This is a genomic window from Catellatospora sp. KI3 (assembly GCF_029948125.1).
Classification (GTDB): Bacteria; Actinomycetota; Actinomycetes; order Mycobacteriales; family Micromonosporaceae; genus Catellatospora.
Window position 1 is genome coordinate 305,010 of record NZ_JASAMB010000005.1, and the last position, 21,925, is coordinate 326,934.

Consider the following 21,925-nt stretch of genomic DNA (forward strand, 5'->3'; position numbering starts at 1 on the left):
CTCGAACGTGTACGGCGGGAGCTGGGCGATCCGGGCTGCGAACAGCGGCTGCCACGGCTGGCTGCCCGTGCTGGGCAGCGGGGTGGGCACGGTATCGGCGACGAACGTGTAGCCGGCTTGTACCGTCGCGCCGGCGTCCGGCCCGTCCAGCGGGCAGACCGCGCTGTCGCCGTCTTCGCCGTGGCTGGCGAAGGTGCAGCCGTCCCAGCCCGGCCCCGCCGGCCGCAGCCACGGCCGCAGCGTCAGGGCCAGCTGGAGTTCGGCCACGCCGAGGGTGCCGGTGTTGGCCACGCTCACCGTCAGCCGCCCGGTGTACCGCCCGTCGGCGGCGGGCCGCAGCACCACGTCGGTGGTGCTCAGCGCCAACGCCGCGTGCTCGGGCCGCGCGGGCCACGTCGTCGGGCCCGCCACCTGCTTGAACGCGCCGTCCACCAGGCGGAAGGTACGGCGCTGGAACGGCACGCTGCTCTGGCCGCCGTCGCTGTAGTCCCGCGACAGCTCGACCACGACCCCGCCGCTCGCGGCCTCGATGTGGTGGATCATCGCGATGCCCGGCCCGGTCGCGACGACCCGCCCGAGGATCGTGAGCCGGTCCGCGCCGTCGCGGCGGAACGCGACGACCTGCGTACCCGGTGACTCCGGTCCCTCACTGCACATGAACGCCGCGACCACATCCTCGTCCCCGTCGCCGTCCACGTCAGACTGCACCTGCTCCATGACCCACACCGGCAGCGCGGCCCGGTCGGCGATGCCGTACCGGCTGAACACGGTGCGGCCGGACGCGCACAGCGACCCGCGCGGGCCGGACCACACCGGCAGCGTGACCGTGGCCCCGGCGAACGGGCCGACGTCAGGGGTGTTGTCGACCACCGGCTGGGGCAGCAGCGTCGGCGACGGCGCGACCGGCAGCGACGCCGACGGGGTCGGCTTAGCGGGCGGCACAGACCGGTCCCCGCCCCCGCCGACGGTCACCGCCACGGTCAGCACCACCAGTACGGCCGCGGCCAGCGCGGACACCGCCGCGGCCCGCCGGGCGCCGAGCCGCCGCGACGACGCCAGCGCCCGTTCCCGCAGGTCGACCGGCTTGACCTCGGCGGCCGTACCGGCGTAGAACTCCCGCAGCTCCGGGGCGAGCAGCCGCAGCTTGGCCAGCGCCTTGGCGGTCTGGCTCTTCACCGTGCCGACGGTGACCCCCAGCGCCTGCGCGGTCTGCTCCTCGGTCAGGTCGTCGAAGAACCGCAGCACCAGTACGGCCCGCTGCCGAGGCGGCAGCCGCAGCAGCATCGACCGCAGCGTCACCTGCAGCGCGGTCTGCTCGGCCAGGTCGGCCGCCGCCGGGGTGCGGGCGGGCAGCTCCCCGGTCAGCGTCTCGGCGACCCGGCGCCGCCGCCACCACGACACCTGCAGGTGGTACATGGTCTTGCGGGTGTACGCGTCGGCCGCACCGGTCGCGTGCAGGCTCGACCAGCAGCGGTGGGTGCGGGCCAGGGCCGACTGGACCAGGTCCTCGGCCAGGTGCTGGTCACCGGTGAGGAAGTAGGCCGCGCGCAGCAGCGCGGCGGTCCTGGCCCGGACGAACGCGTCGAACTCGGCGGGCAGCGGGGCAGCGGACGGTACCGACATGCCACTCAGGACGCGTCCCGGCCGCCGGATGGTTGCCCGCTTCGGAAGATGCGGGGAGTCAGGTCGCGGACTTGCGGCGCATCCGGTACTCCAGCACCAGGAACGGGAAGCCGAACAGCCAGAACGCGTGCTCGGCCCGCAGCTCGCCCTGCTCGAGGTAGACGTCCAGGCGCTCGCGGAACCCGTGGACCGCCGCGACGGTGAGCCTGCCCGTCGGCTCGTCGACGACGGTCAGGTAGTGGCCCGGCTGGTCGGTGGTGCCGACGCTGGCCAGCACCAGGCCGCCGTACGGGCGGTTGTCCGGGGCCAGCGTCGCGGTGAAGCTGGCCCGCGGCAGCGGGAACCCGACACTGACATAGCCTCGGTCCTGGTGCCGGTAGGTGGTGTAGATGCCGACGTAGATGGGCTCGTCGGTGTCGGCGAACGACCTGATCCAGCCCCGGCGGCTGATCGGGCCGCCGCGGTCGGTGCTGACCGTGTCGATGCGGCTGCGTACGCCGCGCTGGGTCTCCCGCTGGTTCATCGGGACGTTCGCCTGCCCCAGCGGGCGGGCGACGAGGTTGCGGTAGAGCAGGTAGCCGGGGCGGACCCAGGCGCGCCAGCGCGGCACGATGTCGAGCGAGAACCGGGTGGTGTGCTCGTAGAACTCGCGCACCAGCGGATCGACGGCGGCCGGGTCGAAGCCCGGTCCGGTGAGCTCGTCCAGGCTGGACACGATGCCCACGTCGGGCGCGTCCGGGGTGTAGTGGCCGCCGACGGCGGCGGCCAGCTCCCGCACGTACCCGGTGCCGACGTAGCGGGTGCTGGAGGTCAGCGGCACCACGAACGGCAGCAGCCGCGCGTCCGCCTGCTCGGCGAGCAGGCTGACCTGCGGGTCGCGGAAGACCAGCGCGGACAGGCACCGGAACACCAGCACCGCCGCGGCCGCGACCACGGCCGCCGGGACACCCGGCCAGCCGGCCGCCAGCGCCCAGCCCACTACCAGACCCACGACCGGTCCGAGCAGCACCTTCTGCGGGCGCAGGCCGAGCAGTCCGACGACCGCGCCGCTGACCAGTCCGACCAGCGGCGGGCGCGCGATCAAGAGTCCGAGCAGCCAGCCCAGCGGGGCGGCCAGCGCGACGCTGGCCACGATCCGCGACCACAGCGCCGGGATCTCACCGGGCCGCTGCCGCGCCCGCGCCACCAGGTCGGCGCCCGCGACGGCGCCCGCCCCGGCCACCGCCGAGACCGCGACCGTCACGGCGCCCCGCCCTGCGGCGAGCGCGGTCCCGGCGACAGCCCCCATCAGCGCGGTCACCGCGATCGAGCCGGGTCTGCGGGCGGGTGCGGTCTGCTCCTCGGTCACGCCGAGAATCTACTCAGGTCGGCGGGGACCGTGCGGGGGTGCCGGGCGTCGTCGGGTCTGCCGTCAGCCGAGTGCGTCGTGAGCCTGGCGCGAGCGGCGCCGCCGCAGCACCGCGGCGGCGATGAGGACCGCTGACAGCACACCGGGGCCGCAGTGCGCCAGCAGCACACCCGGCAGCCCCGGCCCGCCCCAGTCGTCGCGGTAGGTCGCCGGGTCGCTCATGTCGATGGTGAACGGCTCGGCGATCGCCCGGCCGATCAGGTAGAGGCCCAGCAACAGGCCCAGGCCGTACAGGACTTTTCGCACCGGGATCCCGCTCTCTGCCGATCCGGATGAGGCAAGTCCGACCATATGCATCCGGTCAGGTCGATCGCATCAGGGACTTCCCGTGCGGGATCCGGCGCGGTCCTGGAGCGGCTGTCACGGCAGCGGGTCGGTGTTCGGCGGGTGGCCGCCGTCGCCGTCGACGATGACGTCCATGGTGCCGTCCTGGGTGAGGTCCACCATGGTCACGTCGATCTTGCCGTCACCGTCGGTGTCGGACTGGAACAGGTCGGGCTTGCCGTCGCCGTCGGTGTCGATCGCCCACAGGTCCGGGTGGCCGTCCCCGGTCGTGTCCAGCGCCAGGATCTCGTCATGGCCGTCACCGCGGGTCTGCACAACGTCAGTCATGCCAGCGCTGATACCCGGGCGCGGGCCGGTGAAACGGCGGCCGGGGCGGGTGTGAGGTTGAACCACCAAGAGCATAAACCAGGATCCGAAACTCCACACTCCGCCGTACGACCGTCGCGACCTGCGATTTCACGCGCATAAGCTTCCCGCTCGTGCCGGTTCGGGGTGGCGCCCCCCGAGGCCGGGCACCGGACGTTCGCCGCTCGCGGCGGGCGTCCTTCCTGTCCGCAGAGCCACGGAGGCATGTTGATCGAGGCTGAGCTCATCGCGCGTACCATCGTCCTGTCGTCCACGAAGCTGCCGGAGGCGACCGAGGTGTGGGCATACCGCACACTGGTCGCGGGCTACCCCGGCTACCGCAGCCGCCTGGTGGACGCGCTGATCCGCCTGGAGCGCGTCACCGTCGACCCGGTCGACAAGCTGCGGATGTCGCAGGAGGCGGTCGCGACCGCTCGACTGATCGATCCCGTCCAGGACCACACCGCCGCCGAGCTGCTGATCTGGGCGCTGGACGCCCTCCAGCGCAACCTGTACGCCGCCGGACGCACCGCCGAGGGCCTGGCCGCGCGCCAGGAGACCATCGCGCGCCACCCCGCCGACCTGCACCGCCGGCGCGCCTGCTCCGTCACCGACTGCTACGCGGACAAGGTGCTCCCGCCCGTCGAGGAGTGGATCGCCGAGTCGGCCTCCTGAGCCGCCGCGGCAGGTGCGCGAGTCCTGCTCGCGCATCGGCGGCCTTTCCGGAGGCGCCCGCCTCGTAGCGCGGCCAGCGGGTGTGCCGCGTACGTCCCCTGTGGCGGCGCACACCTGTGGGGGTGTACGTACACCCCCACAGGTGTGCGCCGCGAGCAGTGACCTGTGCCGGGACGGTCGACCGGCTCGCGCCGCGGGAGCGGGTTCGCCTGTGACGGATGGGCGACAGGGGTGATCGACCTCGTCGGCACCGGCCCTACCGTCGCGGCATGACCTATCTCGCCACCCCCGCCGAGTCGCCCCTGTACGACGCCGACGCCTCCTACACCCCCAACTACCTGCGCGTGTTCGCGCTGCAGCCGGAGGCGTACGCGGCCTGGCAGCAGCTGGCCAAGGCGGTGAGCGGCGGCATGGACCTGCGCCGCTACGAGCTGGCGACGGTGGTGGCGGCCAAGCGGCTGGGCTCGGACTACTGCACCCTGGCCCACAGCAAGGTGCTGCGGGAGCGGTTCTACGACGAGGAGAGGCTGCGGGCGATCGTCGCCGACCACCGCACGGCCGGGCTCGACCCGGTCGACGTCGCGGTCATGGACTTCGCCGAGAAGGTCGCGGCCGACCCGACGACCGTCACCGAGGCCGATGTCGCGGCGCTGCGCGGACACGGGCTGTCCGAGCAGGACGTGCTGCAGGTGGTGCTGGCCGTGTGCGTACGCCGGTTCTTCAGCGGGGTGCTGTCGGCCGTCGGCGCCGACCCCGATCCCGCCCTGCTGCCGTAGTGGCCGGGCCGTCGGCACCGGCACGTTAAGAAGGGCCCCTCATACCGCGCATTGCGATAAGAAGGGGCCCTTCCTTGCGGTTTTCGCGGCTCTTCAGCGGCGGCGGTCGACGATGCTCTGGCAGGGGACGCAGTGGGTCGCCCACGGCATCACCTCGAGCCGCCCGGCGGGCACCTGCTCGCCGCAGCGCACGCACACGCCCAGGGTGCCCTCGCCCAGGCGGCCCAGCGCGTCGCCGAGGCGGGCGAGCTGGTCCTGCAGCGCGGCGGTGACCAGGCTGTGCTCGATGGTCTCGGAGGCGGCGGTGCCCGCGTCGGCGGTGTCGCCGGGGCCCTGGTCGTGGATGTGCCGCAGCCAGTCGGCCTCGGTCTCGATACGCAGCTGCTCGGCGGCGTCGTCGTAGCGCTGCCGCAGCAGTGCGCCGAGCTGGGTCAGGTCGAGGTGGTCGGCAACGGCGGTCATCGTCACTCCTAACAGGTGGGCTTGCGTTTGCGGCTTCCCCGCCGGTGGGCGGCTAAACCTCCGGCAAGCCGGGGGCGATGTCACGATGCTGGCAACGGTGGCTGAGCCCCGGCTGAAAGCTTGCCGGGACGATGTTGAATGCTCCACCGCGATATTGCGCTGGCCTGCGATGCTGTCGGGCGGTAGCCTCGGCCGTCGACCGAGGAGGCGCGCCGCGATGACCGAGACCCTGACCCTGTGGCGTCCGACCGGGCCGCAGGAGTTGGCGCTGGTCGAGGCGTCGGGCTGGCGGGAGTGGCCGCCTCGGCTGCCCGACCAGCCGATCTTCTACCCGGTGCTGAACGAGCAGTACGCGGTCCTGATCGCGCGCGATTGGAACGTCCCGGCCTCCGGCGTGGGATATGTCACCCGGTTCGAGGTCGAGCAGGGGTTCGCGGCGCGTTATCCGGTGCGGCAGGCGGGCGGGCGGGACATCCTCGAGCTGTGGGTGCCCGCCGAGGAGCTGGCCGAGTTCAACCGGCACATCGTGGGCACGATCGAGGTCGTGCACGAGTTCCGCTGAGTCAGCGCGGCAGGCGGTCGGCCAGCCAGGGCCGCAGCACGGGCAGGACGGCGGCGGCCTGCATGGCGCCCATGTGGTCCAGGCCGTCGAGCACCGCGACGTCCCAGCCGCGTGCCTCGGCGCAGGCTCGGTCGCGCAGCAGCGGTCCGGCGATGTCGACGACGACACCGCCCCAGGCGGGGCCGTACGCGATGGTGTCGGCGGAGCCGACGACGCACAGCCGGGGGCAGCCGAGGTCGGCCGCGCGGTCGTCGAAGGCGCGCAGCGCCTGGTAGAGGGTGACGAACTGGCGGGTCTGGGCCTCGGTGGAGGTGACCTGGACCGTGGACCAGTCGCCCGCGACGACCTCGCCGGCGGGCTGCGCCGGGGCGGTGGCCATGGCGTGGGCGGCGGTGGTGACGGCGAGCATCTGCCGGTACGGCCCGTCGATCGGCGGGTAGCCGCCCATGACCAGCGCGGACAGCCGGTCGGTGCGCAGGGCCAGCTGCAGCCCGGCCAGGGCCAGCCAGGAGTAGCCGTAGTAGGCGAAGCGGTCGGCTCCGGCGGCGTCGGCGACGGCGAGCAGGTCGGCGGCGACGTTGTCGGGGGTGAGCGTGCCGGGCTTGGGGTGCCGCTGGAGGTGGCCCTCGTAGTCGAAGGCGACGACGCGGAAGCGGTCGGCGAGCCCGGCGATGAGGTTGCGGCCGAGCGCGGGGTCTGCACCCCAGGCCCGCATCGCCTCGGCCTGGGGGCCTTCGACCGGGTCCGGGTTGACCGCCAGGAGCACGGTGGGGCCGTCGCCGGTGAGGTGCAGGGGCAGGTGGGCGCCGTCGTGCAGCGTCGCGTGGGTCATCGCGGCTCCTGATTCCGTACGGTGTAAAGTGATGCTCCGGAACGATAGCTTACGACGTACGGAGATGCCACGTGACGGTCTACGGCGGACAGGGCGACCCCGCCCGCACCATGGCGCTGCTCTGGCGGGGCGGCGCCCCGCCCGGCACCCGCACCGCCCCCGGGCCGCGACCCGGGCTGACCGTCGACGCGATCGTGGCCGCCGGGATCGCCCTGGCCGACGAGTCCGGCCTGGGCGGGCTGTCCATGCGGGCGGTCGGCGGGCGGCTGGGCACCTCCGCGATGGCGCTGTACACGTACGTGCCGAGCAAGCGCGAACTGCTCGACCTGATGTACGACCAGGCCCACGCCGACCTGCCCACCGGGTACCCCGCCGCCGGCCCGCGCGCGGCGGTGCTGGCCTGGGCCGCCGACCTGTGGGACCGCTACCTGCGCCACCCCTGGCTGCTGCAGGTCTCCTACGCGCGGCCGGTGCTCGGCCCGCACGAGCAGGCGGTGCTGGAGACGCTGCTCGGCATCCTCGACGCGATGGGCCTGCCGGCGGCGGTGCGGCGTACGGCCGTGAGCGCGCTGCTGCACCTGGTCCGGGGCATGGCGCAGACGGCGGCCGAATCGCGGGCGGCGGCCGGGGCCACCGGCGACGCCGACGAGCAGTGGTGGCACGCGCGGGCCGCGCAGCTGGCCCAGGTCGCCCCCGACTTCGCCCAGCGCTTCCCGCACTCGACCGCATTGGCCCAGGCCCCGGCGGGGGACGGCGGGTACGACCCGGTCGCCGCGGCGCGCGCCGCGCTGACCGGCGGACTCGACCTGCTGCTGGACGGGCTCGACGCGCGGAATGATCACGGAACGCAAGTTCTTTAGGGGTTCGACGCAAAAATATTTCCATACGGCGTCTCTATCTTGCGTTGTCGTGTCTGCGGAGTTACGGTTCCGTCCGATCAGGCCGAACGCGACCGCTCCGCGCCCGGTGCCCACCGCCGTCCCCGGTGATCCCCCAGGAGTAGGTCATGCCCGCCGCCAGACGTCTGCATCGGATGCTCGCCGCGCTGCTGCCCGCAGCCGTGGTGTCCACCGCCGCGCTAGCCCTGCCCAGCCCCGCCGTCGCCGACAGCACCACCATCTCGGTCGACAACCTGCGGACCGGCTGGGACTCCAACGAACCAGGGCTGGCGCCCTCGGCGGTGTCGGCCGCCGACTTCGGCCAGCTGTTCAACACCACCCTCAACGGCCAGGTCTACGCCGCGCCGATCGTGGTCAACGGCACCGTCATCGCCGCCACCGAGAACAACTGGGTGTACGGCCTCAACGCCGCCACCGGAGCCATCACCTGGTCGCGCAACGTCGGCCCGGCCTGGCCCGCCTCGGCGATCGGCTGCGGCGACCTGGTGCCCAACATCGGCGTCACCAGCACCCCGGTGTACGACCCGGCCACCGCCTCGGTGTACTTCACCGCCAAGGTCAACGACGGCCCGGACGCCGACCACCCGCACTTCTACATGCACGCCGTCAACCCGGCGACGGGAGTCGAGCGCACCGGCTGGCCGGTCACCATCCAGGGCAGCCCCACCAACGACCCGTCCAACACGTTCAACCCCAAGACCGCCGCGCAGCGCCCCGGCCTGCTGCTGCTCGACGGGGTCGTCTACGCGGGCTTCGCCAGCCACTGCGACTACGGCCCGTACGTCGGGTACGTGGCCGGGGTGAAGACGTCCGCGCCGCAGATGGCGACGCTGTGGTCCACCGAGGCCGGGCGCTCCAACGGCATGGCCGGGATCTGGCAGTCCGGCGGCGGCCTGGTCTCCGACGGCCCCGGGCGGATCATCGTGGCCACCGGCAACGGCGTCTCGCCCGCGCCCGGTCCCGGCACCAGCCCGCCCGGCACTCTGGCCGAGTCGGTGATCCGGCTGCAGGTCAACGGCGACGGGTCGCTGACCGCGCGGGACTTCTTCAGCCCGTACAACAACAGCCGGCTGGACCAGGACGACACCGACTTCGGCTCCGGCGGCCCGATGGCGCTGCCCGCCGGGTTCGGCACCACCGCCCACCCGAAGCTGCTGGTCCAGGTCGGCAAGGACGGCCGGGTGTACCTGCTGAACCGCGACAACCTCGGCGGCAACGCCCAGGGCCCCGGCGGCGGCGACGCCTCCGTCGGCGCACCGGCCGGGCCGTACAACGGCGTCTGGGGGCACCCGGCGTTCTGGGGCGGCGACGGCGGCTACGTGTACACCGTGGAGAACCAGGGCTTCCTGCGCGCCTTCAAGTACGGCGTGAACGGCTCCGGCCTGCCCGTGCTCACCTCGACCGGGACCAGCTCGTCCACGTTCGGCTACACGTCGGGCTCGCCCGTGGTCACCTCGACCGGCACCACCTCGGGCACCGCCGTGGTCTGGACCGTCTACAGCGACGGCGCCACCGGCGCCAACGGCCAGCTGCGCGCGTATGACGCGCTGCCCGTCAACGGGCGGCTGAACCTGCGCTACTCCGCGCCGATCGGCACCGCGACCAAGTTCGCCACCCCGGCCACCGACAACGGCCGCGTCTACGTAGGCACCCGCGACGGCCGGATCTACGGCTTCGGCCGCCCCACCACCGCCGCGCTGACCAGCTCGCCCACCGACTTCGGCAACGTCGCCGTGGGCAGCACCGGCAACGCGACCGTCACCGTGACCGCGACCCGTACCGTCACCGTCTCGGCGATCGGCACCGCGGCCCCGTTCGGGGCCACGCCGCCCGCGCTGCCGGTGACCCTGAACAACGGGCAGACCCTGTCGGTGCCGGTCCGCTTCACCCCGACCGGGCCCGGCGGCGCCGCGGGCAGCCTGTCGTTCACCACCGACAGCGGCACCGTCGCGCTGGACCTGCACGGCAACGGCACCCAGACCGGGCTCGGCGCGACTCCGAAGACGCTGGCGTTCGGCACCGTACCCACCGGGGCGAACAAGACGCTCAGCGTGAGCATCACCAACACCGGGACCAGCGCGGTCACCATCAGCGGCGCGACCGCGCCCACCGCGCCCTTCAGCGCGACCGGGTTCCCGGCCAACGGCACCACCCTGGCCGCGGGCGCCTCGGTGTCCGTATCGGTCAAGTACACGCCGACCAGCGCGGGCAGCCACACCGGCGCGCTGACCGTGGCGAGCAACGCCGGCTCGGTCACCGTGGCGCTGACCGGCACCGCCGTCAGCGGCGCGGCCCAGCTCACCATCACGCCCAACCCGCTGAAGTTCGGGCAGGTGCCGGTCGGGCAGACCGCCACCGGCACGTTCGACATCGCCAACACCGGCAACATCACCCTGACCATCACCAAGGCGGCGCCGCCGGTCGGGGCGTTCAACACCACCACGCCGGTATCGGAGGGGCAGCAGCTCGCCCCCGGTGACGTCATCCACCAGACCGTGACGTTCACCCCGCAGACCACGGGCGCCCAGTCGGCCGTCTACTCGATCACCGGCGACGACGGCCAGGGCGCCATCCTGGTGCAGCTCACCGGCGTCGGCGTGACCGGCGGCACCGGCACCACCAACGTGGCCGCCGGGAGGCCGACCTCGACCTCCTCGGCGCAGGGCGGCTACCCGGGCGGCAACGCCACCGACGCCGACGTCAACAGCTACTGGGAGAGCGCCAACAACGCGTTCCCGCAGTGGCTGCAGGTCGACCTCGGCTCGGCCACGGCCGTGGGCAAGGTGACCCTGCGCGTGCCGCCGGCGGCGGCGTGGGCGACCCGCACCCAGACCGTGGCGGTCTCCGGCAGCTCCGACGGCGCCAGCTTCGCCGCGATCACCGGCGCCCAGGCCATGACCTTCGACCCGGCCACCGGCAACACCGCCAGCCTCACCTTCGCCCAGGCCACGGCCCGCTACCTGCGCCTGACGTTCACCGGCAACACCGGCTGGCCCGCCGGGCAGGTGTCGCAGTTCGAGGTGTACGCGGCCGGGACCGGCGGCCCGGCCACCCTCACGGTGAACCCGTCCGCGCTGGCGTTCGAGTCCACCCCGGTCAACGACAACAGCGACTGGCAGACCGTCGAAATCAACAACACCGGCACCGGTACGGCGACGATCTCCGGCATCACCACCAGCGGCGACTTCACCCGTACCACCACCTGCGCGGCGACGCTGGCGCCCGGCGCCAACTGCGTCGTCACGGTGACGTTCCACCCCTCGGCGGCGGGCAGCCGCACCGGCGCGCTCACCATCGCCAGCACCGCCACCAACGGCACGCAGACGGTGGCCCTGTCCGGCACCGGCACCTCGACCGGCTCGGCGGTCCTGTCGGCGAGCCCGACCGGGCTGACCTTCGGCGCGACCACGGTCGGCGGCGCCGGCGCGGCGCAGACGGTGACCGTCTCCAACACCGGCACCCTCGCGGCCACCGTGTCGTCGATCGTGCCCGGCGGTGACTACACGCAGACCAACACCTGCGGCGGCAGCATCGCCGCGGGCGGCTCCTGCACGGTCTCGGTGGTGTTCCGGCCGACGGCGGCGGGCACCCGCACCGGCTCGCTCACCGTCACCAGCAGCGCCACGAACTCGCCGCTGACGGTGTCGCTGACCGGCACCGGCACCGCCGCGGTCACCAACCTGGCGCTCAACCGGCCCACCAGCCAGTCCTCCAACGTCCAGACGTACGTGTCCGGCAACGCGGTCGACGGCAACTCCGGCACGTACTGGGAGAGCGCCAACAACGCGTTCCCGCAGTGGCTGCAGGTGGACCTCGGGTCGGCGCAGCCGGTCGGCCGGGTGGTGCTCAAGCTGCCCCCGCCGTCGGCGTGGGCCGCCCGCAGCCAGACCGTGGCCGTGTCCGGCAGCACCGACGGCACGAACTTCACCACGCTGAAGGCCGCCGCGCCGTACACGTTCGACCCGGCGACCGGGAACACGGTGACGATCACGTTCCCGGCGGGGACGGTGCGGTACGTGCGGATCACCGTCACCGCCAACACCGGGTGGCCCGCCGGTCAGCTCTCGGAACTGGAGGTCTTCGGGTCCTGACCGGGCCGTCGTCCCGTCCCCGATCCGGCGGTCACACCGTATGCGGTGTACCCACACCGCATACGGTGTGACCGCGCGACGGGACGACACTCGCGGCCGCCGCCGTAGCCGGGCATGCCCCGTTCGGCTACGGCGGCGGCCGCCGCCGCGCTCAGCGCGGGTGTTCAGGCACCCGCGGCCACGACCTGGCAGGTCCGGGCGTCGTTGATCGGTTTATGACCAATGTGAAGCGAATCGGTGCAGGTCTGCTCCTCGCCGGGGCGGCCCTGTCGCTGCCCACCGCGGCCAGCGCCGCGCCGGTGGCGGCGGAGACCCAGCACACCCCGGAATCGGGCATTCCGATCATCGGCGACCTGCTCGGCAACCTGCCGATCGTCGGCGACCTGCTGAAGGGCCTGCCGCTGCCGGGCCCGCTGGGCGGCGCGGGCGCCGAGGGCCCGACCGGCCTCGGCGGTCTGCCCGGTCTCAACGGGCTGCTCTGACCGACCCGCCCGACCCTCGGGCCGCCCGAGTAGCCTGCTGGTCAGGAAAGGAAGGGCCCCTTCTTCTCGCTTTCCGTAGTAGAAGGGCCCCTTCCCAACGGGCGGAGAGGGGCGCGTGGTGGGCGGCGACGGGCGGCAGGTCGCGGGGTCGCTGACGTCATGGCTGGGCGGGCTGGAGTTCAGCGGCGCCGACGCCGACGGGGTGACGCGGCTGCTGGTCGAGGCGGTGCTGGCGTGGGGGACCGCGCAGGGCTGGCGGGTCTACCGCAAGGCACGCAGCGTGGTGCCGCTGCCACCGCCGTACGCCGACCGGCACTCATGGGTCGACGTAGGGATCGGCCGCCCCGACGGTCCGCCGGTGGTGGTCGAGATCGACCAGTCCGATCGGCGGCGCACCCTGGAGAAACTGCAGGCTGAGGCGGCGGCGGGCCGGGTCGCGCTGTGGGTGCGCTGGGGCACCGGCCGGTTCGCCGAGCCCCCGGAGCCGGTACTGCTGGTGCCGTTCGGAGTCGGCGCCGCGAACGGCCCGGCCGGCAAGCTGTTCTCCGCCCCGGCGCGGCAGCGGCCCGCCCCCGTGCACAGCGGTGCCGACCTGGGCGAGTCCACCCAGGACGGCCTGTTCGGGGCGTGACTACCAGCGCTCGCGGCGCGGCGCCCGGTCGCGGTCGCGGCGCACCGTCACCCGCTTGCCCTTGATCGTGGCGTTGCGCAGCGCGTCGATGACCTCGTCAGCGGCGCCTGAGGGCACCTCGACCAGCGAGAACCGGTCGGCGATCTCGATCGCGCCGATGTCGCGCCCGGACAGGCTCGACTCGCCGGCGATCGCCCCGACCAGGTCCTGCGGCCGCACCCCGTTGCGCCGCCCCAGCCCCACGAACAGCTTCACCGCGCCCGAGCTCGGCCCCCGGCTGCCGGCGCGCCCGGCCTCACGCTTGCGGTCGGGCCGCTCGGCCGCCTCGGACAGGTCCGGGATGACCTCGTCGTCGGGGGCGTTGCCCATCGCCTCGTGCGCCAGCTTCACCGCGGCCAGCGCCACCTCGACGATGTCGAACTCGTCGGCCAGGGTCTCCACCACCACCCGGAACTGCTCGTAGTCCTCCTCGAGCAGGCCCTCGTGCAGCGCGGCCTTGGTCAGCTCCAGGCGGCGGGCGTGCAGGTCGGCGACGGTGGGGATCTTCTCCATGATGATGCGCTGCTTGGTGACCCGCTCGATCGTCTTGAGCATGCGGTGCTCGCGCGGCTCGGCCAGGGTGACCGCGACGCCCTCGCGACCGGCGCGGCCGACCCGGCCGATGCGGTGCACGTACGCCTCGGGCGCCGACGGCACGTCGTAGTTGATGACGTGGGTCAGCTGCTCGATGTCCAGGCCGCGGGCGGCCACGTCGGTGGCGACCAGCAGGTCGGCCGTGCCCGCGCGCAGCCGGCCCATGACCCGGTCGCGCTGCTCCTGGCTCATGCCGCCGTGCAGCGCCTCGGCCCGGTAGCCGCGGCCGTTCATGGTCTCGGTGAGCTGGTCGACCTCTTCGCGGGTGCGGCAGAACACGATCGCGGCGGTGGGCGACTCGACGTCGAGGATCCGGCCGAGGGCGGCCGGCTTGTGCGAACGGGCCACGACGTACGCGCTCTGGCGCACCTTGGGCGCCTCGCCGGGCGGGGTCGCCGCGCGCCCCATCTGGATCCGGACCGCGTTGCGCAGGTACCGCTGGACCAGCCCGTCCACGCGGGAGGGCATGGTGGCCGAGAACAGCACGGTCTGCCGCTGCTCGGGCGTCTCCTGCAGGATCGCCTCGATGTCCTCGGCGAAACCCATGTCGAGCATCTCGTCGGCCTCGTCGAGCACGACGGTGCGCAGGTCGCCCAGCTGCAGGGTGCCCCGGCCGATGTGGTCGATGGCGCGGCCCGGGGTGGCCACCACGACGTCGACGCCCCGGCGCAGCGCCGCGAGCTGGCGCCCGATGGGCTGGCCGCCGTAGATCGGCAGGACCCGCACGCCCATCTCGCGGCCGTACCGGTGGAAGGCCTCGGAGACCTGGACGGCCAGCTCGCGGGTGGGCACCAGCACCAGCGCGACCGGGTCGAGGCTGTCGCGGTCGGCGCCGAGCTGCGCCCACTGCTGGAGCACCGGCAGCGCGAACGCGGCGGTCTTGCCGGTGCCGGTGGCGGCCTGGCCGAGCAGGTCCGCGCCGGTGAGCAGCGGGCCGATGGCCTCGCGCTGGATCGGGGTGGGCTCCTCGTAACCGAGGGCGGTGAGGGCCTTGAGCAGCTCGGGGCGCAGGCCGAGGTCTTCGAAGGTGACGGTGTCGTCGGCCGTCTGCTGCGTCGGTTGCTCGGTCATGGCCCGCTTCCTGGCTCTGCGATTACCCGGCGGGCTTCCGTAAGTCAGACAAACCGCCCTCAGAAGATCACATTACTACAGGGCTTCGGCGTGTCCGCAGGCGCGTACCGGCCTGCGGACACGGGAAAGCGCCGCACCGGGGACCGGTCACGGCGCTCTCCCGACATCGCGGCACGGTCAGCTCGTCTCGCCCGCCACGGAGAAGGAGCGCAGCCGCTGTACGGCCAGCCACGTTCCGGCGACGGTGATCACCACGCTCATCACCGCCGCCACGGTGGCCGAGATCGTGGTGCCGATCAGGTCGCTGCCCGAGATCTTCTGGGCGATCGCGATCACGTAGTGCTGCACCGACACCGAGCGGGTCCCGGCGACCACGTTGCTGAGCAGGCCCTCCCAGATGATCACGTACAGCAGGCCGAGCAGGACCGGGCGGCGGGTGACCACGCTCAGCGCCAGGAACAGCGCCGAGTAGGCCAGCGCCCCGACCGCGCACGCCGCCGCCAGCGCGAGCCCCAGGTCGGCGACGCCGCCGACGGCCGCCGCGACGTACATCGGCACCGCGCTGACCACGGCGCTGACCAGCGTCGCCACCGCCAGTTTGGCCAGGATGATCCGGCTGCGCGGGATCGGCTTGGTGAGGATGTGCACCACCGTGCCGTCGTCGATCTCGGAACCGAGCACGCCGGTGCCGACGATCAGCGAGACCAGCGGCAGCAGCACCGCCACCCCCATCCCGATCAGGACGTCCTCGGCGAGCTCGTCGGGCTGGGCGCCGATGGCCTTGCCGACCGCGGTGATGCCGATCAGGATCAGCGGCAGCGGCAGCAGGAGCAGCGACCGGCGCCGGCCGAGCAGGCCGCGCAGGGTGATCCAGGCGATTGTCAGGTTCATCGCGGGCTCCTATGCCGAGACCAGGTAGGAGAAGACGCTTTCCAGCGACTCGTCGGACGGGACCAGCGCGCGTACACGTACGCCCTGCTCCAGGGCGATGCGGGGCAGCGCCCGGGTGAACGTGCCGTAGTCGCCGGCGTGCACGGTCAGCCCGTCCTTGCCCAGCGTCACCCCGGCCACTGACTCCGACGCCATCAGTGCCGTGGCCAGGCGCCGGTCGTCGCTGGACCGGATCGCGAACACGTGCGGCCGGTGCGTCATCAGCCGCCGGATGGTGCGGAAGTCGCCCGAGGCGGCCAGCCGCCCGGCCACGACCACCTGGACCGTGCCGGAGACCTGCTCGACCTCCTCCAGGATGTGCGAGCTGAACAGCACCGTGCGGCCCTGCTCGCCGAGGCGGTGCAGCAGCTGCATCATGTGCATGCGCTGGCGCGGGTCCATGCCGTTGAACGGCTCGTCGAGCAGCAGCACCGCCGGGTCGTGCACCAGCGCCGCGGCCACCCGCATCCGCTGCCGCATGCCCTTGGAGTACGTGCCCATCCGCCGGTCCTGCGCGTCGGCCATCTCGACCAGCTCGATCGCGCGCCGGGTGGCGGCGGCCGGGTCGGGCAGGCCGTGCAGCCGGGCGCTGGCGCGGACGAACTCGGCGCCGGTGAGGAAGCCGTACACCGCCTCGCGCTCGTTGACCAGGCCCAGGTGCCGGTAGATGCCGGGGTTGCGCCAGGTCGCGACGCCGTCGAGCAGGACCTCGCCCCGGGACGGGGCCAGGAACCCGGCCATCATGTGCAGCAGCGTGGTCTTGCCCGCGCCGTTGGGGCCGAGCAGGCCGGTCACGCCGGGGCCGAGCGTCATCGTGACGTCGTTGACGGCCACGACGTTGCCGTACCAGCGTGAGACGCCGCGCAGTTCGAGGTCGGTCACAGGTCTGCCTTTCGTTCGCGGCTTGCGGTGCTTCGCTTCGCTACGCTCCTCGCGCTCACAGGGAGACCTTCCGGTAGCGCAGCAGGAGCAGCAGGGTGCACGCGGCGGTGAGCAGCACGGTCACGAGGGCGTAGAGCGGCCCGAACGATCCGATCGGCAGGCTGTCCGCGTGGTACAGCCAGACGCGTACCCCCTCGGGGAGCAGGAACGGGCTGGCCAGCGGCGCGAGCTTGGCCAGGTTGCCGTCGCCGCCCAGCGAGATGAGCAGGCCGACCACGGGCGTGGTGACCATGAAGACGACCACGATCGCGCCCGCGGCGAAGGCGCGGCGGCTGGCCAGCGACGCGACCAGCACCGACACGCTGCTGAACACCAGCGCGTACAGGGCGGACACGACCCAGCCGCCGAGCATGCCCCGCGCCTCGGCCCACGCGCCGGCGCCCGTGCCGGTCGAGAACGCCGAACCGGCGAACAGCAGCAGCTGCGGTCCGGCCATCAGCAGCCACGACGCGGTGAACAGCGCGGCGAACTTGGCCAGCGCGTAGTCCGACCGCTTGATCGGGCGGGAGAAGTACAGCGGCAGCGTCTGGTTGCGCAGGTCGCGTGAGACCAGCTCCGGCGCGACCACGGCCAGGAACACCAGCACCAGCAGGCTGGCCACCGACGGCAGCTCCTGGTACGGCAGGAACGTCTCGCCGGTCTGCGCCCTGACCGCCACCGCGATGACCGCGAGCAGGGTGACCAGGCCGACGACGATCCACGGGAAGATCTTGGCCTTGGCGCTGCGGCCGAGCCCGAACGCGACCCGCAGCCCGTGCTCGAACAGCGCCCGCACCGCGTACGCCCGCCCCAGCCGGGCTCCGGCGTAGCGCTGGTAGCCGATGTCGTGGATGACACTGGTGTCAGACATGGGTGGCCTCCTGGACGGTCGGCGCCTCGGTGGAGAACAGCTCGGCCACCCGGTGGCGGCGCTGGTCGAGCCGGTGCAGCGGCAGGTCGAGATCCGCGACGGTACGCAGGATCAGGTCGTAGGTGGCCTCGTCGTCCAGCGGCACCAGCAGCATCCGGCCCTCGGCCGTGGCCCGCAGGCCGCGCTCGGCCAGGGCGGCCGACAGCTGCTCGGTGCCCTCGGCGACCTCGATGGCCAGCACGTCGGTGCCGGTGGTCATCGCGTCGATCCGGTCGGCGCGCAGCAGCCGCCCGCCCTCGATCGCGATCAGCGAGTCGCAGATCCGCTCGATCTCGCCGAGCAGGTGCGAGCAGACCACCACCGAGATGCCGAACTCGGTGCCGATGCGCTGGATCAGCGCCAGCATCGCGTCGCGTCCGGCCGGGTCGAGGCCGTTGGTCGGCTCGTCGAGCAGCAGCAGGTCCGGGTCGTGCACCAGCGCCTGGGCGAGCTTGACCCGCTGCTTCATGCCGGTGGAGTAGCCGCCGATCTGGCGGTAGCGCTCCTCGTACAGCCCGACGTGGCGCAGCGCCTCGGAGGCGCGCTCGCGGGCGACGGTGCGCGGCAGGCCGCTCATCCGGGCCATGTGCGTGACGAACTCGGCGGCGATCATGTCCGGCGGCAGGCAGTCGTGCTCGGGCATGTAGCCGACCCGAGCGCGGACCTGCTCGGGTGCCTTGGTCGGGTCCAGGCCGAGCACCTGCACCTCGCCGGTGGTCGGCGCGAGCAGCCCGAGCAGCGTCTTGATCATCGTGGATTTGCCGGCGCCGTTGGCGCCGACCAGCCCGATGATGCCCGGCTCGACGGCCAGGGTCAGATCGGACAGGGCGGTCACCCCGCCCGGGTAGGTCTTGGTCAGCGAACGTGTCGCGATGAGGGGCACGCCCGCCAACCTAGCCCCCACCCGCACCCGGCAGATCAGGTGTTCACCCTGGCTTCGACCCTGAGACCGGGCTCATGCCGCCGGGCAGTCGGGTGTTTCTGCCCACAGGCACGCCCGACTGCCCGGTGACTCCGCGCAGCGGTCGGGGTGCGTCGGTGGTGATCCGGAATCGTGGACGCCGGGTGTCGCTACAGCAGCACCGGGCGTCCACGATTCCGGATCTCCCCGTTCGGCCGCGAGCTCCGTCGTCCAGCGGGCGAGGCGGTCTTCGGGGGTGCGCAGCGGGCAGCGGGTGCAGTAGTCGCCGCCGACGCGGTAGTCCAGGCAGCAGGTGCCCCGGGCGACGAACCCGGCCGGCCCGGGATGTGCGATGACGACCAGCGACCGGCGCGCCCGGACCTGCGGCGCATGCTCGGCGATGGCGTCTACGAGGCGCTGCGCGCCGTGCCAGGCGACGCCCGGGTCCGTGCCCCGGTACCTGGCCTGGTCGACGGCGGCTGCGGCGATCATGTCCCCGAGGCCGCCCCACATGGCCGGTCGGCCGATCCGGGTCCGGGCCCGGATCGCCTCGAACACCGGCCCGAGCGCGGCGACCACGTCGCGCGCGGCCGTGCGGTAGGCCTCATCGGCCGGGTCGTGCGCGGCCGTGCGGAAAGGGTCGGCGGCTGGGTCTGGTGCGGCCGGGTGGAGCGGATCGTCGGCGGGGGGCCGCTGGGGGTGGGCGATCGCGACGCCGTCGCACCAGCCGTCGGGGTGGCGGTGCACGGCGGTGCCGGTCGGGGTGACCGGCCAGGCTCGGCCGAGGGTGGCCAGGGCGACGGTGAGCGGGTCGGCGACGGCGGAGGCGACGTACGCGGCGAGGCTGACGGCGGCGACGGGGAGCTGGCCGCGCGCCTCACCGGCCAGCAGGTCGGACAGCCAGGCGTCGAGCAGGGCCGGGTCGGTGGCGAGCCGGTCCAGGGTGATCCAGTCGGGACCGTCCGGGACTCCTGCGTGGATGGTGAAGGGGTAGCCCAGGTCGACGGCGGCGAGCAGGCCGGCGAGGTCGGAGGGTGGGGACTGCCGCACCGGATGAGCTTAGCCTATCCTAAGTAAGTGTCGACCCCGCTGTCCGTCCAGGCCCCCGCACCACCCGTTCCGCCGGAGCCCGCCGTGCGGTCGCGGCGGCGGCTGGCCGGACTGCTGCTCTGCCTGCTGGCGCTGGCCGCCGTCTGCCTGCTCAGCATCACGATCGGGACCCGGAACATCGCCCCGCACACCGTCTGGGACGCGTTCGCGCACCCCGTGGACAGCGACGACCAGACGATCGTGCGCGAGCTGCGGCTGCCGCGTACGGTGCTGGGGCTGCTGGCCGGGGCCGCGCTGGGCGTCTGCGGGGCGCTGATCCAGGCGGTGACGCGCAACCCGCTGGCCGACACGCAGGTGCTCGGGGTGAACTCCGGCGCCAGCCTGTTCGTCGTCGTCGCGATCGGCCTGTTCGGCCTGACCAGCATCTGGGCGTACGTCTGGTTCGCCTTCGCGGGGGTGGCGGTGGCGCTGGTGCTGGTCTACGCGCTGGGCTCGGCGGGCTCGGGCGGGGCCACCCCGGTCCGCCTGACCCTGGCCGGGGTGGCGCTGGGCGCGGTGATGGACGGCATCTCGTCGGGGATCCGGATGGTGCGGCCGCGCGCCTTCGACTACCTGCGCTTCTGGGATGTGGGCACGCTGACCGGCCGTCCGATGCCGATCGCCGCGACCGTGGCGGTGTTCATCCTGGCGGGGCTGGTGCTGGCGGCGGTGGCGGCGCGGTCGCTGAACGCGGTGGCCCTCGGCGACGACCTGGCCCGGTCGCTCGGGACGAGCGTGACGCGGACCCGGGTGCTGACGGTCGCGGCCGTGATGCTGCTGGCGGGCGGGGCGACGGCGGCGGTGGGCCCGATCGGCTTCGTGGGGCTGATGGTGCCGCACGCGGTGCGCTGGTTCACCGGGCCGGACCAGCGCTGGATCATGGCGTACACGGCGGTGGCGGCGCCGGTGCTGCTGCTGGCCGCCGATGTGGTGGGCCGGGTCGTCATCCGCCCCGGCGAGCTGCGCTCGGGCATCGTCACGGCGCTCATCGGCGCGCCCGTGCTGATCCTGCTGGTGCGCCGGGCGAAGGCGAGGAGCGTGTGAAGGGCGTCGACTCCGGACACCGGATGCTGGTGCTGCGGGCCGGACCGGTGTCGGTGCGGCTGGGCGTACGCACGTGCGTGAGCGTGCTGGTGCTGCTGCTGCTCGGCGCCGGGGTGGGGGTGCTGGCACTCGGCACCGGCCAGTTCACGCTGCCGCCGGATCAGGTGGTGGAGGTGCTGACCGGCGGCGGCAGCCGGGCCGCCCGGCTGGTGGTGCTGGAGTGGCGGCTGCCCCGGGTGCTGCTGTCGCTGCTGCTCGGGGCGGCGCTCGGGGTGAGCGGGGCGGTCTTCCAGGCGCTGCTGCGCAACCCGCTGGGCAGCCCGGACGTGCTCGGCTTCGGCACGGGTGCGTTCACCGGGGTGCTGCTGGCGATGGTGTTCGTGGGGCGCGGGTTCGCGGTCACGGCGACCGGGGCGCTGGTCGGCGGGCTGGCCACGGCTGCGGCGGTATACCTGTTCGCGTACCGGCGGGGGGTGCAGGGGTTCCGGCTGATCGTGGTGGGGATCGGGGTGAGCGCGTTCCTGACCTCGCTCAACCAGTGGTTCCTGATCCGGGTGAACCTGCAGACGGCGATGGCGGCAGCGGTCTGGGGCCAGGGCAGCCTCAACGAGCTCGGCTGGGCGCAGGTCGGCCCGGCGGTGGCCGTGGTCGGGGCGCTCGCCCTGGTCCTGCTGGGCCTCGGCGGGCGGCTGCGGACGCTGGAGCTGGGCGACGAGGCGGCCGCGGCGCTGGGCGTACGGGTGGGGCCGGTGCGGTTGGCGTACCTGGCGGTCGGGGTGGCGCTGACCGCCGCCGCGACGGCCGTGGCGGGGCCGGTCTCGTTCGTGGCGCTGGCCGCGCCGCAGCTGGCCCGGCGCCTGGCCGGGACCGCCGGGATCGCGCTGGCTCCGGCGGCGGCGACGGGCGCGCTGCTGCTGGCGGGCAGCGACTTCCTGGCCGCGCGGGCGTTCGCGCCGACGACGCTGCCGGTCGGCGTGGTGACGGTGGCCCTGGGCGGCGTCTATCTGGTGTGGCTGCTGGCCGCGCAGGGCCGCCGGGGACGGTGACCGGGGCTGCCTTGCCTCAACTGCCGACTTTGGTTAGCCTAACCTTGGTTTGAATCTAGGAGGCGCCATGTCCAGCAACCCGTTCGACGACGAGGCTTCGACGTTCTTCGTGCTCGTCAACGCCGAGGAGCAGCACTCGCTGTGGCCCACCTTCAAGGAGGTGCCCGCCGGGTGGACCGTCGTCTTCGGCGCCGACGGACAGACCAGCCGCCAGGCGTGCCTGGACTACGTGGACGAGCACTGGACCGACCTGCGCCCGAAGAGCCTGCGCGAGCGCATGGCCGCCGCGGCGACCGCGAACTGACCCGG

The 21,925-nt window shown here is 73.4% G+C and carries 21 protein-coding genes and 1 pseudogene; 10 read left to right on the plus strand and 12 right to left on the minus strand.

The features are described from left to right. Positions 1-1,107: 1,107 nt before the first annotated feature. From QEZ54_RS11620 to QEZ54_RS11635, 4 genes and pseudogenes are all read right to left on the minus strand, one after another. Positions 1,108-1,623 (minus strand): annotated as a pseudogene (locus QEZ54_RS11620) (SigE family RNA polymerase sigma factor); the annotation flags it as partial. A gap of 58 nt (positions 1,624-1,681) precedes the next feature. Beyond that, positions 1,682-2,971 carry a hypothetical protein gene (locus tag QEZ54_RS11625; RefSeq protein WP_281304552.1) on the minus strand — a complete coding sequence of 430 codons (1,290 nt, stop codon included), beginning with the start codon at positions 2,969-2,971 and terminating at the stop codon, positions 1,682-1,684. Between the two features lie 63 nt (positions 2,972-3,034). After that, positions 3,035-3,277, minus strand: a complete 243-nt coding sequence (locus QEZ54_RS11630) for a hypothetical protein (protein WP_281304553.1) — start codon at positions 3,275-3,277, stop codon at positions 3,035-3,037. Positions 3,278-3,391: 114 nt separating this feature from the next. Then, positions 3,392-3,643 (minus strand): hypothetical protein, encoded by a 252-nt coding sequence (locus tag QEZ54_RS11635; protein WP_281304554.1) that lies wholly within the window; start codon positions 3,641-3,643, stop codon positions 3,392-3,394. Positions 3,644-3,886: 243 nt separating this feature from the next. Here QEZ54_RS11635 and QEZ54_RS11640 point away from each other — a divergent pair, with 243 nt between their 5' ends. Both QEZ54_RS11640 and QEZ54_RS11645 read left to right on the plus strand, forming a co-directional pair. Then, positions 3,887-4,336, plus strand: coding sequence for a hypothetical protein (locus QEZ54_RS11640; RefSeq protein ID WP_281304555.1), 450 nt, complete (start codon positions 3,887-3,889; stop codon positions 4,334-4,336). A 269-nt stretch (positions 4,337-4,605) separates the two neighbouring features. Then, positions 4,606-5,112, plus strand: coding sequence for a carboxymuconolactone decarboxylase family protein (locus tag QEZ54_RS11645; protein ID WP_281304556.1), 507 nt, complete (start codon positions 4,606-4,608; stop codon positions 5,110-5,112). A gap of 93 nt (positions 5,113-5,205) precedes the next feature. On the opposite strand, the gene QEZ54_RS11650 is transcribed toward QEZ54_RS11645, so the two are convergent. Then, positions 5,206-5,574, minus strand: a complete 369-nt coding sequence (locus QEZ54_RS11650) for a TraR/DksA C4-type zinc finger protein (protein ID WP_281304557.1) — start codon at positions 5,572-5,574, stop codon at positions 5,206-5,208. Positions 5,575-5,791: 217 nt separating this feature from the next. Here QEZ54_RS11650 and QEZ54_RS11655 point away from each other — a divergent pair, with 217 nt between their 5' ends. Next, complete coding sequence (locus tag QEZ54_RS11655; protein ID WP_281304558.1) at positions 5,792-6,136, plus strand: ADP-ribosylation/crystallin J1; 345 nt, start codon at positions 5,792-5,794, stop codon at positions 6,134-6,136. Position 6,137: 1 nt separating this feature from the next. Here the strand turns inward: QEZ54_RS11655 and QEZ54_RS11660 are convergent, their stop codons facing one another. After that, positions 6,138-6,968 carry an alpha/beta fold hydrolase gene (locus QEZ54_RS11660; protein WP_281304559.1) on the minus strand — a complete coding sequence of 277 codons (831 nt, stop codon included), beginning with the start codon at positions 6,966-6,968 and terminating at the stop codon, positions 6,138-6,140. A 71-nt stretch (positions 6,969-7,039) separates the two neighbouring features. Between QEZ54_RS11660 and QEZ54_RS11665 the strand changes: the two genes are divergently transcribed. The 4 genes from QEZ54_RS11665 to QEZ54_RS11680 all read left to right on the plus strand — a co-directional run bounded on the left by QEZ54_RS11665 (position 7,040) and on the right by QEZ54_RS11680 (position 13,071). After that, positions 7,040-7,828, plus strand: coding sequence for a TetR/AcrR family transcriptional regulator (locus tag QEZ54_RS11665; protein ID WP_281304560.1), 789 nt, complete (start codon positions 7,040-7,042; stop codon positions 7,826-7,828). A gap of 146 nt (positions 7,829-7,974) precedes the next feature. Further along, the gene (locus QEZ54_RS11670) at positions 7,975-11,958 is read left to right on the plus strand and encodes a choice-of-anchor D domain-containing protein (RefSeq protein ID WP_281304561.1); all 3,984 of its coding nucleotides are present in this window, start codon (positions 7,975-7,977) and stop codon (positions 11,956-11,958) included. A 215-nt stretch (positions 11,959-12,173) separates the two neighbouring features. Then, a complete protein-coding gene (locus QEZ54_RS11675) occupies positions 12,174-12,440 on the plus strand; it encodes a hypothetical protein (protein WP_281304562.1) in 267 nt (88 codons plus the stop codon). A 115-nt stretch (positions 12,441-12,555) separates the two neighbouring features. After that, on the plus strand, positions 12,556-13,071 hold the full coding sequence (locus QEZ54_RS11680) for a hypothetical protein (protein WP_281304563.1): 516 nt from the start codon (positions 12,556-12,558) through the stop codon (positions 13,069-13,071). Here the strand turns inward: QEZ54_RS11680 and QEZ54_RS11685 are convergent, their stop codons facing one another. The 6 genes from QEZ54_RS11685 to QEZ54_RS11710 all read right to left on the minus strand — a co-directional run bounded on the left by QEZ54_RS11685 (position 13,072) and on the right by QEZ54_RS11710 (position 19,487). Beyond that, positions 13,072-14,775 (minus strand): DEAD/DEAH box helicase, encoded by a 1,704-nt coding sequence (locus tag QEZ54_RS11685; protein ID WP_281304564.1) that lies wholly within the window; start codon positions 14,773-14,775, stop codon positions 13,072-13,074. It lies immediately after the preceding gene. A 177-nt stretch (positions 14,776-14,952) separates the two neighbouring features. Then, a complete protein-coding gene (locus QEZ54_RS11690) occupies positions 14,953-15,666 on the minus strand; it encodes an ABC transporter permease (protein WP_281304565.1) in 714 nt (237 codons plus the stop codon). A gap of 9 nt (positions 15,667-15,675) precedes the next feature. Beyond that, positions 15,676-16,587, minus strand: coding sequence for an ABC transporter ATP-binding protein (locus QEZ54_RS11695; RefSeq protein WP_281304566.1), 912 nt, complete (start codon positions 16,585-16,587; stop codon positions 15,676-15,678). A 55-nt stretch (positions 16,588-16,642) separates the two neighbouring features. Continuing rightward, positions 16,643-17,497, minus strand: coding sequence for an ABC transporter permease (locus QEZ54_RS11700; RefSeq protein ID WP_281304567.1), 855 nt, complete (start codon positions 17,495-17,497; stop codon positions 16,643-16,645). Then, positions 17,490-18,419: an ABC transporter ATP-binding protein gene (locus QEZ54_RS11705; protein ID WP_281304568.1), complete on the minus strand. Its 930-nt coding sequence runs from the start codon at positions 18,417-18,419 to the stop codon at positions 17,490-17,492. Before QEZ54_RS11705 ends, QEZ54_RS11700 begins: the two co-directional genes overlap by 8 nt. A gap of 72 nt (positions 18,420-18,491) precedes the next feature. Beyond that, entirely contained in the window at positions 18,492-19,487 is a 996-nt protein-coding gene (locus tag QEZ54_RS11710; protein WP_281304569.1) for a (2Fe-2S)-binding protein, read from the minus strand. Positions 19,488-19,514: 27 nt separating this feature from the next. Between QEZ54_RS11710 and QEZ54_RS11715 the strand changes: the two genes are divergently transcribed. The 3 genes from QEZ54_RS11715 (at position 19,515) to QEZ54_RS11725 (ending at position 21,920) form a co-directional block, all read left to right on the plus strand. Continuing rightward, positions 19,515-20,570 carry an iron chelate uptake ABC transporter family permease subunit gene (locus tag QEZ54_RS11715; RefSeq protein WP_281304570.1) on the plus strand — a complete coding sequence of 352 codons (1,056 nt, stop codon included), beginning with the start codon at positions 19,515-19,517 and terminating at the stop codon, positions 20,568-20,570. Further along, positions 20,567-21,616: an iron chelate uptake ABC transporter family permease subunit gene (locus QEZ54_RS11720; RefSeq protein ID WP_281304571.1), complete on the plus strand. Its 1,050-nt coding sequence runs from the start codon at positions 20,567-20,569 to the stop codon at positions 21,614-21,616. Before QEZ54_RS11715 ends, QEZ54_RS11720 begins: the two co-directional genes overlap by 4 nt. A gap of 67 nt (positions 21,617-21,683) precedes the next feature. Further along, a complete protein-coding gene (locus tag QEZ54_RS11725; protein WP_281304572.1) occupies positions 21,684-21,920 on the plus strand; it encodes an MbtH family protein in 237 nt (78 codons plus the stop codon). The last annotated feature ends 5 nt before the right edge of the window (positions 21,921-21,925 follow it).

What these genes read in the sequence shown, in the direction of transcription:
- QEZ54_RS11660 (WP_281304559.1), bottom strand. Translation starts at nt 6,968, where the DNA reads ATGACCCACGCGACGCTGCACGACGGCGCCCACCTGCCCCTGCACCTC.
- QEZ54_RS11645 (WP_281304556.1), top strand. Translation starts at nt 4,606, where the DNA reads ATGACCTATCTCGCCACCCCCGCCGAGTCGCCCCTGTACGACGCCGAC.
- QEZ54_RS11635 (WP_281304554.1), bottom strand. Translation starts at nt 3,643, where the DNA reads ATGACTGACGTTGTGCAGACCCGCGGTGACGGCCATGACGAGATCCTG.
- QEZ54_RS11675 (WP_281304562.1), top strand. Translation starts at nt 12,174, where the DNA reads ATGACCAATGTGAAGCGAATCGGTGCAGGTCTGCTCCTCGCCGGGGCG.
- QEZ54_RS11640 (WP_281304555.1), top strand. Translation starts at nt 3,887, where the DNA reads ATGTTGATCGAGGCTGAGCTCATCGCGCGTACCATCGTCCTGTCGTCC.
- QEZ54_RS11690 (WP_281304565.1), bottom strand. Translation starts at nt 15,666, where the DNA reads ATGAACCTGACAATCGCCTGGATCACCCTGCGCGGCCTGCTCGGCCGG.
- QEZ54_RS11670 (WP_281304561.1), top strand. Translation starts at nt 7,975, where the DNA reads ATGCCCGCCGCCAGACGTCTGCATCGGATGCTCGCCGCGCTGCTGCCC.
- QEZ54_RS11725 (WP_281304572.1), top strand. Translation starts at nt 21,684, where the DNA reads ATGTCCAGCAACCCGTTCGACGACGAGGCTTCGACGTTCTTCGTGCTC.
- QEZ54_RS11700 (WP_281304567.1), bottom strand. Translation starts at nt 17,497, where the DNA reads ATGTCTGACACCAGTGTCATCCACGACATCGGCTACCAGCGCTACGCC.
- QEZ54_RS11655 (WP_281304558.1), top strand. Translation starts at nt 5,792, where the DNA reads ATGACCGAGACCCTGACCCTGTGGCGTCCGACCGGGCCGCAGGAGTTG.
- QEZ54_RS11650 (WP_281304557.1), bottom strand. Translation starts at nt 5,574, where the DNA reads ATGACCGCCGTTGCCGACCACCTCGACCTGACCCAGCTCGGCGCACTG.
- QEZ54_RS11685 (WP_281304564.1), bottom strand. Translation starts at nt 14,775, where the DNA reads ATGACCGAGCAACCGACGCAGCAGACGGCCGACGACACCGTCACCTTC.